This is a genomic window from Pleionea sp. WD8-19 (genome assembly GCF_055326765.1).
In genome coordinates, this window is sequence record NZ_JBUZOU010000033.1 from 1 (window position 1) to 13,076 (window position 13,076).

Annotated in this window: 7 protein-coding genes; 1 reads left to right on the plus strand and 6 read right to left on the minus strand. The window is 46.6% G+C overall.

The annotated features are described in order from the left end of the window. The 6 genes from ACTUJY_RS20480 to ACTUJY_RS20505 form a co-directional block, all read right to left on the minus strand. On the minus strand, positions 1 to 238 hold a 238-nt coding region (locus ACTUJY_RS20480), incomplete at its 3' end, for a hypothetical protein (protein ID WP_463618000.1). Then, complete coding sequence (locus tag ACTUJY_RS20485) at positions 213 to 404, minus strand: RHS repeat domain-containing protein (RefSeq protein WP_463618001.1); 192 nt, start codon at positions 402 to 404, stop codon at positions 213 to 215. The genes ACTUJY_RS20480 and ACTUJY_RS20485, both read right to left, overlap by 26 nt. A 136-nt stretch (positions 405 to 540) precedes the next feature. Next, a complete protein-coding gene (locus tag ACTUJY_RS20490; RefSeq protein WP_463618002.1) occupies positions 541 to 1,020 on the minus strand; it encodes a macro domain-containing protein in 480 nt (159 codons plus the stop codon). Next, positions 1,010 to 1,264: a hypothetical protein gene (locus ACTUJY_RS20495; RefSeq protein WP_463618003.1), complete on the minus strand. Its 255-nt coding sequence runs from the start codon at positions 1,262 to 1,264 to the stop codon at positions 1,010 to 1,012. The genes ACTUJY_RS20490 and ACTUJY_RS20495 overlap by 11 nt, the downstream gene beginning before the upstream one ends. Further along, positions 1,264 to 9,978, minus strand: coding sequence for a tandem-95 repeat protein (locus ACTUJY_RS20500; RefSeq protein WP_463618004.1), 8,715 nt, complete (start codon positions 9,976 to 9,978; stop codon positions 1,264 to 1,266). The genes ACTUJY_RS20495 and ACTUJY_RS20500 overlap by 1 nt, the downstream gene beginning before the upstream one ends. Before the next feature lie 412 nt (positions 9,979 to 10,390). Continuing rightward, positions 10,391 to 11,074: a penicillin-insensitive murein endopeptidase gene (locus tag ACTUJY_RS20505; protein ID WP_463618005.1), complete on the minus strand. Its 684-nt coding sequence runs from the start codon at positions 11,072 to 11,074 to the stop codon at positions 10,391 to 10,393. A 676-nt stretch (positions 11,075 to 11,750) separates the two neighbouring features. Here ACTUJY_RS20505 and ACTUJY_RS20510 point away from each other — a divergent pair. After that, on the plus strand, positions 11,751 to 13,076 hold a 1,326-nt coding region (locus tag ACTUJY_RS20510; protein ID WP_463618006.1), incomplete at its 3' end, for a tyrosine-type recombinase/integrase.

Here is a 13,076-nt window from a genome sequence, read left to right on the forward strand (position 1 = left end):
CGGCATTCACTTGCTTCACACCTTCTTTCACATTCGAAAGTAAGTTGTTAACAGCACCAGCAGCTACGCTCCGGGCGCCGCCATCGCCTCCTTTCATTCCGGTGATTGAAACGTTATCGCCCTTTCCGCCAACAGTTACTTCTACTTTATGCTTAATGCGACTGCCCGCTTTGGTCACGGTCATAGTAAAAGTTTTTTGGGTTGTGGTAATGTCAGCAGCTTTTACGTACAGAAACATACCCACTCGGATCCGTACCAGCCAACGGATTGTTCATAATGTACGAATATGGATTCATACTCTGAGAATTCCCTGGCTCCTGTATAAACGGGTCCACAGAAAGGAATCGTCCCAAATTATAATCGTACGCCCGCCCATTCATATGAATCAGTTGTGCATCGTCCATATGCTCGTGGTCAGTAAAGCCGCGAGTGTTAGAAAGGTAAGCTGTTTTTTAAAGAACGAAACCGATGGGTTGCATCGGCTTTGGAACTAATTGGTGGCTGTCCTGCCTTTTCCCTCTTTTGCTTGGGTGGTAATACCTAAACCAAAGCTAATTTTGTTGGAACCAGATTAGGAACGAACTTTTCAATTACATTTATACCGACAGAACTTTCAGAAGCAATTTCGTAAAGTGTCTGCTTTACATCTAAAGCAGAAAGCCCTCCAAGACCAGAACCTACCAAAGGCATATAAACGTAAGATAAATTCCTACACTCTAATTTTTCCAGCATATCCCGTACTGACTCTCGAACATACATCAATTTCGCTTTAGCTCTCCAACTGCTTTGAGTACCCAAGTTAAAAATAGTATCGTTACCATCCTCCCATACAAAAACATTTCCAGGAATAAATAAACCAGATTTACACCTAGCTTTATAGTTCTGATACATGTTAGGCCAGCGCTTTTTAAACTCGACAGCAATACCCTTCCCCATAGCTCCGGCACAATTACAGCCATGTGCAAGAGAGTATGGCGTTGGTGATAAAAATATATCTCCCATAAAATAATTAACTGGCATTAATTGACGCTCTCCAAACTTGCTCAAACTCCTCAACTGAAATTTCTTGCTCTTTGTCTAAGCCTATAACACTAAGTGGTTGATCAACTAAGCCAGGGCCAAGCCCATCATGATAATCCTTGAGGGAGTTGAAAAACTTCTCTCCATAAATTTCAACTTGCCGAGTTGCTATCTCTCCATCAAACTCCAAATAAGTAACCCCATCGCCTAAATCACTTTCAGAATCAAACTTAAAATATTTCATCAATTTTCCTCTAGTGTTTTACCATGCCTTACTATACGAGAGCTTATATCTAAATCTACATTACTTTTATGTAAGTAAATAAAAGGCTTAGGATTTTCAACTTTTAAGCCAGTTAAATTTATGGCAAAAAAGTATTCCGTTTTGTAAGCTACTGAACGATATGCAACACCATATAACTTTCTTGCTAACTGAGTTAGAGACTGCTTACCTGAATCAAGCTGTACTTCCGAAAGCTTTTTCTTATCAAAAGCTACAAACAACTCAGGAGGCAAGTCTGTAAAATACTGACCATTCCCATGCCTAGCATTTGTTTCACCAAAAGAGTATTTAATTAGACCTGATCTTAGTATCGCCTCATATCCTTTCCTGTCCGTATAGTGAAATAAAATTATAACTTTATCTTTATCATCAGAGCCATTACGTAAGTCAGCTATGGTCTCATTAACAGTGTCGGATATTTTTTCCCCAAGTTTTTTTATTGATACTGTATCAGAAGTAGGATTAACAGGTCCTCCTGGAAGAGGCATAGGATTTACAACACCCCCACGACCACTCAACCCATACCCCCGGCAATCATCACACCCTAATATATCTAATCTTTCATCATAATTGCTGCTACCATCCCCTCCACCTGTCGAGTTTCCTGAATCCCCTCCAGCAACCTGCCCATCTCCAACATTAGGCTTCGCACTAGCGTTTGCCATAGCGGCATTCACTTGCTTCACACCTTCTTTTACATTCGAAAGGAAGTTGTTAACAACTCCAGCAGCTACTTTCCGGGTACCGCCATCGCCTCCTTTCATCCCTGTGATTGAAACGTTATCGCCCTTTCCGCCAACAGTTACTTTCACTTTATGCTTAATGCGACTGCCCGCTTTGGTCACAGTCACAGTATAAGTTTTTTGGGTTGTGGTGATGTCAGCATTATGCTCCGAACCCGTTTCTGAAGTGTATCCACTCGGATCCGTACCAGCCAACGGATTGTTCATAATGTACGAATATGGATTCATACTCTGACTGTTGCCCGGACTCTGAATAAACGGGTCCACACTCAGAAATCTTCCGAGGTTGTAATCGTACGCCCGCCCATTCATATGAATCAGTTGTGCATCGTCCATATGCTCGTGGTCAGTGAAACCGCGAGTGTTTTTCACGTAACTTGGCTCAGATTGATACAACTTAGCCACCGGGTGGTCGGCCAATTGACCGGTTCGAGGTTTACCGAAAGCATCAAAGCTGCGCGTTTCCCGAATGTTGCCGCTGGTATCGAACATCGCGGTGGTGGAACCCAAACGGTCTTTGTGGAAGAACATTAAGTCTTCGCTGACGTTACCGTTGATGTGGGTTTCGGTGAGCATGGCAATGTCATCGATGATGAGTTTCTTTTCGGTTTTGTTGCTAGTACGGACTTCTTCGTACACCTTGCCAACGTACAGCGTGGTGGTGACCTCCCCATTGTTCTTTTTGACTTGCTTGTAACGCATTTGGTCAGCACCGTAACGGAAATCGATAACGCTGCTTGCGGTGGTACTGCTGTCATCCGGGTCGATGCGCTGGCCACTGGCCACCGTGATGGTGGTGGGTTTGTTAAAGGCGTTGTAGACAATGCTACGAATGCCATCGGAGGTTAAGTTACCGTTGTTGTCGTAACTGTAATTGCGGGTGCTGTTGTTGCTGAGCATTACCTGACGCACTGCGTTGGGGCCCGCATTACCGCCGAGGTTTTTGTCTGCGTTACCGTAACGGTAAGCATCGCTCGAGCTGCTGGAGAAATCCGATTTGTGTTCAAAGTTACCCACCGCATCGTAACCGTAAGTAATGGCCGGTAATGGGGTGTTATCCAGCGTACGCTGAGCGCGAGTAAGGCGATGCAGCGCGTCGTACGTATAGGATTCACTGCTGGAGCGCACACTGCCGCTGAGGTAGTTGTCCACCGTCATTGAGGTTAAATCGCCGTACACATCGATGTTGTAGTCCATCGCTTGCAACAGGTTGTTGAAGTTGTTTTTGTAAGCGGCGGAATTCAGCATTTGGCCACTGGCCTCAAAGTAATTGCGGCTTTGCTGAATGACGTTGTTGCCAAGGCGTGCTTCTTTCCATTGCCCCCACACGTCCATCGCTTTGATTTCGCGGTAGGTGTAATCGCTCGCCGGGTTGTAAGTACGCGACAGGTAGCCTTTGTCGTTGTACGCGTAAGCCACAGTAAGACCGTTCGGGTAGCTCACCCCTTTGACACGACCGAAGTTTGCGTCGTAATGCGTTTCCACTTGATAATCGACGCCATCGATGGTGTCGGTCACTTTGATGGGACGACATTGTGCATCGTACTCAAAAGTACGCACAAACGATTCACCACTCGGCAAGTTGCCGCGGGTTTCGCTGGCCGGCATTCCCAAACACACGCCGCCGATGTCTTTGGTTCCGGTATCAAACGCAAAACTCGCTTCCAGTACGTTGTTCACTTTGCGAGAGGTTAAACGCCCCAATACGTCGTAATCGTAATCGGTGGTTTGGTTTTTCGCGTCTTTTTCAGTGTTCACTTCACCAAAAGCGGTATAGGTGAAGTCTTTGCGGCCCATGTTGGGGTCGTTCACCCACAACTTTTGACCAAGTGCGTTGTAAGTGGCGGTGATGGCGTTGCCATTAGCGTCTTGCAACACAATGGGGTTGCCTTGTGCGTCATAGGCGTATTGTGTCATGCCGCCGAGCGCGTCGGTGGTTTCCATCAACTGTCCACTGCCACTGTGAGCACGGTACATCTCCTGGCTGTGATTGACGGTGATTTTGGTTTGGTACTGCGCCGGAATATTGGAAGACGGGTTATTCGCACCAAAGCTGTAGCGCACATCGAGCTGCCCACCGGCGGTATCGGTCACCCGATGCGTCAATCGGCCCAGGGGATCATAGCTTAGGTAAGCGGTACCCAACTGGGTATCGGCATTGGTGGAAGGTACCGAGTCGAACAACTTTTGCCCCAAGGCGTTGTAGGTGGTGTAGGCGTAAATCGACTCCCCACTGAAACCAATGGTTTCCACCATCAAGTCGCGATTGAACATGTCTTTGTAGGTGATGGTGGTGGGGTAACCGGCCTGAATGTGCGTGACCGTGTACACCGCGTTCGTTAAGTGACCCGACTGCGCCTGACAACCACTGTCGCACCAGCTGTAGCGTTTGTAGGCATCGGGCACGCCCACGGTGGAGACTTTTTCCGGACGACCGAACGCATCCAAACTCGAAGTCACCTGATTGTTGTTGGCGTCTTTCACCCAATCGGTTTGTCCGTGACGCGGGTTAACCTGACTGGTGACGGTGTGGCCTTTTTGATTGGTCACCGTTTGCGCGAAATAACCGTCGCTGGAATAAGCGGTGGTGACGTAGCGGCTCAGGCCACCGGCCGTGGTGGTCACTTTAATCGGCAATCCGTAACTGCTGTAATCGGTGTCCACACTAACGCTTTCACCGCCGCCTAGTAATACCTCCGTGGTCACCACATCAGGCTGACGTGTGGTGGTCCAACTGTAGGTTTTCTGGATTTGCGTTTGCCCATCGAGCGTACTTTGGTACACCGCGGGCGTGTTACCCGATAAGGCATAACGGGTCACCGTGTTCGATTGCAACTTGCCCAGCCACCAGTTGCTCTCATCGTCGGTGTAATAGCTGTTATTGCTAACCGCTTCTTGCACCCCAAAACCGCTGTCCACTCGGCTGCGACTCTGAGTGACAAAGCCCCAGGCGTTCATCGATTCGATGTTTTGGGTTTGCTCCGACAGTTTGGCACCACTGTTCAGCTCAAAGTTTTGGCTGAGGCTCGATTGGGTATAAACCAGATGCGCGTTGTCGATGGTTTTGGCGAACCACTGATTTTGCGTTTCGGTAATTTTGATGTAATCACCAACGCCGTTTTTGGCAAAGCTTAAGGCTTTACGCACTTTGCCGGTCAGCGGGAAGGTCTGCTCAAACTCGGAATAACTGCGCGTACCGGCGCTCAGGTTGTCGCTGGTGATCACCGCAAACCCTTGGAAGCCACGCCCCTGCAAATGATAACGCGCATCTTGATACGCCCACTGGCTGGTGTTCATACCGCCCACACCGTCGCTCGTTTTCAGTTCGCTGACCATTTGAGTGGCGGTGGTGAATTTAATGTAGGGGAAGCTTTGCTCTTTCTCGTACGAATAACGTCCCACGGTTTGCAGGTTACTCAGCGAGTCGTAAACAAACTCGGTGGCTTGGTCAAAATAGCCGTGACCGGCGATCACCTTGGAGAGCAGGTGCGCCTGCGGGTTTTTGTTTTCGTACACGTAGTAGCCGGATGCATGGCCGCTGGTCATTTTGATGGTGCCGAGGCGAACGATGATGTCATCCGCCCCATCGCCGTTGTGATCGGCCACGGTGATCCCACCGTGCTTTAAGTTAGGGCCAATAATCCCTAAGTTCACGCTGGTGGACGTCAGCTGACCGGTGCTGTCATAGCTGCGAATTTGAGCGTTGTAGTAATACAAGGTGTTACGATCTTCGCACAGTTCAAACAAGCGGATGCGATCCGGATCCGACGGGTAATCGCCACAGTTGTGCTGATACGCAACGGCTCCGCGGGTTAAATAATCGGTGATACCGTCTTGGTTAATATCAATCGGTAAGGTTTTAGAGTTCGGCATCATTGTGCTGGAAGTGACAAAACCACGGCCGGTGTTGTAGAAAACGCCATAGTCTTTTTGTCCACCGCCAATATCGATTAAGGACACGGCATCGGCTAGCCCATCGCCGTTAAAGTCGCTCAAGCTAAACTCTTTACGCGCAACAGGATGCGGTGAGGCATCATCTGAGCTGCCCAGCAACTGCTCTTGCAGTTGATAGGTAGCTCCACTTTTCACAAAGTTCACCTGAATAGCGTCGTAAGGATCGGTATCCAGGTGACCGCGCAGTCGGTTCCCGACCAATTCAACTTGGCCGTCGCCGTTTAAATCCACCGCCACATAGCTTTCCGCGGCTACTTTGTTGTAATCGGAAATGGTGAAAGTGCTGGTACCGGGTATAAAATTCGGGGTTGAAGATTGGCCATTGCTGTTATTGAGCAATAAATTCCAGCGAGTGATGTAGGCGCCTTGCTGATGCGCGGCCAGAATATCGGACTTACCATCGCCGTTCACATCCAATACGTAACTTTGGCAATGCGAACCGACGTGATCACGCGGTAACGATAGGCTCGTATCGTGGCAACCGGTAGGCGTTTCAAGTTGATGCGTCTCAAACTGCATCGTGTCTGCGTTCCAGCGCACCAACGCCAACTTAACCACGCCACTGCTGTCTTTCCAGCTGCTTAAAAAGTCGGTTTGGCCGTCTAAGTCGTAGTCGATGGTCAGGTTAGTGGTGGAGCTTTCTGTGCTGTCGTAATTGTTCACCAGACCACTGATGTTGATCCACTCTTGTCCATTGGGTCGAGACGATAAGCGCACATCCAGGCCAATACCACTGCTGCCCATGCTCGAGGCAGAGTAACCGTAATCAAGTTTGCCGTCGCCATCAAAATCACCTGTGATGAGAGAGCCGCCAGCCCATTGTCGCTCATCGGCAGTAAACACCATTTGCTCTGCTTTCACGCCCGACTGAGGCATCACCAATTCCATAACGGTGGGTGGCAAACACGTTTGATTGTTCGCTTCATCCCAACGGCACAGCGTCACGCTGTCGAGTAAGCTGACGCTTGGATCGGTGATCACCGAGTTGACCGCTTCGGCTTCATCACGATAAGTCAGCGTGTATTGCGCCACATTGCTGGATTGATATTGAGTGGTGATGGTTTTAAGACGCTGTGTAGAGGTGCTCAACACACCCGCCAAATAACTGCGACGGCCTTCTGGGCGCGTTTCGTAAGCGAATTTAACGTACCGATCACCATTGCTGGTGTTGTAACCGGTGTAATAAATGTCGGTGAGGTATTTGGCGTGGGTATCGCCTTCGGCACTGTAATAATAGTGTATGGCGTTCAGGTGCGCATCGAGCGAACGGGTCAGTAACCACTGCTGAGTGACGCCATTGAGATCTACGCGTGAGGCGGCGGTTTCTCCCAGGTATTCAACGTTGCCACTTAAATGCTCCACTTTAAAGTAGCTGGCCGACACATAAGTAATCCGCACATGGGGATTGCTTTCTGGGTGATAGGTGGAGCCGCTTTGCCAATAACCGGCCGAGCCGTATACTTTTAGCCGCTCGCCGTTAAAGCAAAGTCTGTCTTCGTTCGTCAACTGCACGTTATGAGGTTTTTGTTCCAGCTCATAAATAGCGGCACAACGGTGAATGGACGAGCCCGCACTGAGGCCCCAGCCCAGCCCGGCAATGCCGCTGCCACTGCGCGAAGAATAATTTAAAGCAATGGAAGGTTGCATGCCCCTACGGCCCGGAGGCACCGCAATCGGAATGCTGTAAGTGGCCGCACCGCCCGAAACGCCCGCTTCGCCTTCGAGCTTGCCCACATTGTCGGAGTCATTTGGAGCCACCTGAATGACCGTATCGTCACTGATTAAAGCACTTCCTTTTCGAGCAAATTCTGGCTCTGCAAAGACTTCCACGATAAACGAGGTGCTTGTTACATCAGGGCCATCATTTGCATTTATTGTAACGGTAACTTGCCCGCTCATGTCGTCAATTGAACCCACATTCACACTTCGATGACTTCCGCTTCCTCCAAATGAAATGAGATTGACTGGAATAACGGATGTGTCGCTGGATTGGGCAGTTAACGTAATTGACGCCACATCACTATCAATATCATTAAGCGTAAAAGCAAGGTTCCCAGTACTTTCACCTCCAATAAGAACTTGATCCGGTATAGCCGAAATAACGGGCTTATCGTTAACGGCATTTACCGTAACGATAAAGCTCTCTTGATGAGATAAATAACCATCAGAAACGGTCACTGTAATGGTCGCACTGCCTGACTGATTGGCGACAGGCGTAAAATACACCACCCGATTTGCACCACTGCCACCAAAACTGATGTTACCGGTTGGGAACAAACTCGTGTTGCTTGACGCTTTCGATAAGGTTAACGAACTGGCGCTGGTTTCCACATCACCAATGGTAAAGCTGGCACTTTGTTGTCCGGCGTCTTCATTGATGGTTCGATTGCCGATGTTGGAAATGGTCGGTTGATCATTAACAGCGTTCACCGTGACCACAAAACTGTCACTGCGCGTTTTATTGCCATCGGAAACGGTCACTGTAATGGTCGCACTGCCTGACTGATTGGCGACAGGCGTAAAATACACCACCCGATTTGCACCACTGCCACCAAAACTGATGTTACCGGTTGGGAACAAACTCGTGTTGCTTGAAGCTTTCGATAAGGTTAACGAACTGGCGCTGGTTTCCACATCACCAATGGTAAAGCTGGCACTTTGCTGGCCGGCGTCTTCATTAATGGTTCGATTGCCGATGTTGGAAATGGTCGGTTGATCATTAACGGCATTCACCGTGACCACAAAACTGTCACTGCGCGTTTTATTGCCATCGGAAACGGTCACTGTAATGGTCGCACTGCCTGACTGATTGGCGACAGGCGTAAAATACACCACCCGATTTGCACCACTGCCACCAAAACTGATGTTACCGGTTGGGAACAAACTCGTGTTGCTTGAAGCTTTCGATAAGGTTAACGAACTGGCGCTGGTTTCCACATCACCAATGGTAAAGCTGGCACTTTGCTGGCCGGCGTCTTCATTAATGGTTCGATTGCCGATGTTGGAAATGGTCGGTTGATCATTAACGGCATTCACCGTGACCACAAAACTGTCACTGCGCGTTTTATTGCCATCGGACACCGTCACTGTAATGGTTGCACTGCCCGACTGATCCGCAGCTGGCGTAAAATACACCACTCGGTTAGCGCCACTGCCACCAAAACTGATGTTACCGGTTGGGAATAAACTTGTGTTGCTTGACGCTTTCGATAAGGTTAACGAGCTGGCGTTGGTTTCCACATCACCAATGGTAAAGCTGGCGCTTTGTTGTCCGGCGTCTTCATTGATGGTTCGATTGCCGATGTTGGAAATGGTGGGTTGATCATTAACGGCATTCACCGTGACCACAAAACTGTCACTGCGCGTTTTATTGCCATCGGACACGGTCACTGTAATGGTTGCACTGCCCGACTGATCCGCAGCTGGCGTAAAATACACCACTCGGTTAGCGCCACTGCCACCAAAACTGATGTTACCGGTTGGGATCAAACTTGTGTTGCTAGAAGCTTTCGATAAGGTTAACGAACTGGCGCTGGTTTCCACATCGCCAATGGTAAAGCTGGCGCTTTGTTGTCCGGCGTCTTCATTGATGGTTCGATTGCCGATGTTGGAAATGGTGGGTTGATCATTAATACAACTGACCTGAACAGAAACATTTAACGTTTCAATGGTGACTCTTGATCTTCTGTATCTATCTGGCTCACCAACGTTGGCGGTGGTAATTGTAAAAGAATCACTGCCACAGTAATTGCTATTAGGCGTGTATTTCACCTTATCGATGGTCGTGTCAACATACGTTGAACCGTGACTGGCTTCGCTAACAGAGGTGTTCGTATCGGAATAACTGACCCCATAATTAGGGGGAAAAATAAGCAGTGTCGAATCTTCGTTAACCGTTAAGTTTGCCGAAGCGGCCGACAAAGTGGTAGCAAAAAACGCGGCCAAAAAAAGACCGAGCGCAGATAAAACGCGGTGCATGAGTGTCCCCTGAAAAATCGATGTGATACTTTTTTTGTTTGCGAAATGTTTTTATTGGCGCAAACGGTTATTCATTTGGTGTCCCTGTGAAGCAACTACTCCCTGATGAGACGGCGCGAAGTATCGCAAAAGTGAAAAGGTCACTCAAGTAAGAGATCTCTCAAATGGATTACAGACAATCGCCTATTTGCGTTTTTATTTTTATCTGAGATATATCAAAAATCAAACGGAATAAAACGCCGCTTTAAAAAACTTTTAGCCTCGAGTTGCATTCAATGGGATACACCAATGTTCTTAAACGATCGGCCCCTTCTTTTGGCGCCATTTGTTTTTCTAAAGACTGTATTAAACAGTAAAAAACCAAGAACCCGATGTACAAAGGTTAACCTGCCAAATACAATAAAATGACCTACTACTTAAGCTTTTCGCAGGGAACGTTAAAATCCACATGATAATGCTCGTCGTGCCTAACCCAGGCTCGCCGAGTTGAAAACTGAATGTTCTCTCGCAAATAATCACCGTACTCCGTATTGAATAAATTGGGTTGCAGTTTAGGATCAAAAATGACTCGCCAAAGCCCAAAGCCTTTCGATCGAGCGACCTTATCCAACTCAACCAAATGCGCAGCCATAGCTTGGTAGTCAATGCGAAAATCATCGTATCGACTTTTATCATCGAACTCGATGTTATAACCCAATTTATTGAAAGCATGAGTAGGTAAATGCACTGACTTCCCGTTGGGATCTAATACTGGAACCATAAAGTCTACCGATAATCCATTTTGATGGGTTTTATGCGGTTTAAACTGCCCTCCTTTTTCAAAGCCGGTTTCGGCATACTTGTAGACTTTATCCGGATGTTTTTTTTCAAGGTTTTGGTAACTTTGAACAATGATATGGGCAACATCGGAATGAACATAAGTTCGGCCCAAAACACGCGCCATGCCGCTATACGTGACAAAATTTTTGCCTTCTGATGGAAGTTTCACACCGTTTGATAGTTTTCCGTATGCAGTTGTACCATAACAGGTGCTTTGCTTGGCTAGGGTTGGAGACATCAATAATGAACAAAAAAATATCAAGAAGTATCTGCACATAGATTTGTAAAGGGTATTAAGTGGCTGAATAGGGTATCGGAAAGTTTTGGTAATGTTTAGAGAAGGATATGTAAAAAGGGATTATTCCGAGCTTCCTACCCTGCACCCCTTCGGGGCCATCGGCGTACCGCCGATGTTCAAATTTGTTCCTGACAAATTTGTCGAACAGACTGCGAACCAAGCGCCTCTTTTGCATCGGCTGGTTAAATAAAAACGGCCCAACTTTTATGAAGCTGGACCTTTTTATTTAACTGGCGGTGAGAGAGGGATTCGAACCCTCGATAAGCTATTAACCTATACACGCTTTCCAGTTAGATACATTGAGATATTTCTGTATTTTAAACCACCAGACAAAGTAAACAAAAGGTCGCAGCAATACACGCAAACACACTGTAATTCATTGTTATATAAGATGTTATATTTCACAAACATAATTCTAGCACAATTGTTAACCGTAACTTATCGTTTCATTTCGTTTCAATAAATAACACCCCGCAAGGGTACAAAACGGGTATGAAAACCTGAATACAAAACGCCTTATTTGTTTGCTTTCTATAATTCTATATGTCAGTATCTATCCAAAAGTTGAGGTATTGGAATAGCTAAAAGCTAGAAGTGTGATCCAAATACCTCCCTATTCATAATTTGAGAAAAAGTAAAACGTTTAGAGGATATTGTGTCTACCTTCAAACCAAATGATAAATCTTTCGCATTTCACTTTACTAAGAAAGAGCTCTTAAAGCTGCCCTACCCCACAGATAAGTCAAAACCTGACAAATACTGGGATAAAACTTGTTCTTTCTTAGCTTGCTTTGTACGCCATTCCGGGAGAAGGACTTACTATTTAGTTAAAACTTACAAAGGAAAAAAACACAGCATTCCTTTAGGTGAAGTAAGCGAAATGGTTCCAGATCTAGCTCGAGATAGAGCTAATGAGTTGGTTACTAAAATAAAATCAGGTAAATACCAGGCAACTTCGAGTATCAATAAAACGAAAGGTGGCACCGATCCATTTACAATTACGCTTGAAGAAGTATTCAACGAAGTAAAAAAAGTAAGATCTTGGAAGCCTAGGACATGTGAGATGTATGACTCACTAATCAATATTCAGTTTGGCCATTGCAAAAACAAATCTCTACTTGAGTTCACACGCGAAGATATTTTGAAATTAACCTCAAATTGGAGAAAAGGAACAAAACATACTAAACCTCTTTCAGAGTCTTCTGTCTCAATTGCAGTAAGGTTTTTTAACTCACTTTGGAGTTTTGCTCGTGGTGCTTTTCGTAATTCTGAAGGCACACCTATATTTGGAGAAAGTCCAGCAAAAATCTTAGACGACCTAAGAGTTGCACCTAAAACAAAGCGAAGAAAAACTCTAATTCACAAAACTGAACTTGGAGCTTGGTGGAATGCAGTTGAAGAGTATCAGCATAAATCTGAAAGATACACAGGCGCAAGTGTCATCGCTTCCGCTTATGCTCGTTGTTTGCTTTTAACTGGCTGGAGAAAGCAACAATTGGCATCTCTCACTTGGTCCCAAGTGCGTTTTGATCAAGGGTGTCTGGAAGTCGTTGAAGGAAAAACTCTTTCTGAAGGTGAAAAGGAATTTATGCCGATGGGAAACGAAGTCTCTAGCATTTTAAAAGAACTAAAACTCAGAAATTACTCGGAAGATTATGTGTTTTATTCACCTATTTGCGACTTAGGCCATATTAGAGACGGTCGTCCAGTTCTAGAGTTTGCCTCCGAAGTCATCGGATACAAGATTACCGCTCATGACTTACGGCGAACTTTTCTCACCATTTCTGAAGCGTTGGGATATTCCATGCTCACAGCAAAACGCCTTGCTGGTCATGCGGCCCAAGAACATGACGTCACGGCAGGCTATATAATCAGCTATGATGATACTTTAAGAAACTGTGCAAACGGCATCGCTGACTTCATTTTAAATGAAGCAGCGAAAGCCCGTAAAAAGAATGCAAATATAGAATTGCAAGCGGTC

Bases quoted from the DNA above. Each gene is read 5' to 3' on its own strand.
- ACTUJY_RS20500 (WP_463618004.1), bottom strand. From the start codon at position 9,978: ATGCACCGCGTTTTATCTGCGCTCGGTCTTTTTTTGGCCGCGTTTTTT.
- ACTUJY_RS20485 (WP_463618001.1), bottom strand. From the start codon at position 404: ATGGACGATGCACAACTGATTCATATGAATGGGCGGGCGTACGATTAT.
- ACTUJY_RS20490 (WP_463618002.1), bottom strand. From the start codon at position 1,020: ATGCCAGTTAATTATTTTATGGGAGATATATTTTTATCACCAACGCCA.
- ACTUJY_RS20495 (WP_463618003.1), bottom strand. From the start codon at position 1,264: ATGAAATATTTTAAGTTTGATTCTGAAAGTGATTTAGGCGATGGGGTT.
- ACTUJY_RS20505 (WP_463618005.1), bottom strand. From the start codon at position 11,074: ATGTGCAGATACTTCTTGATATTTTTTTGTTCATTATTGATGTCTCCA.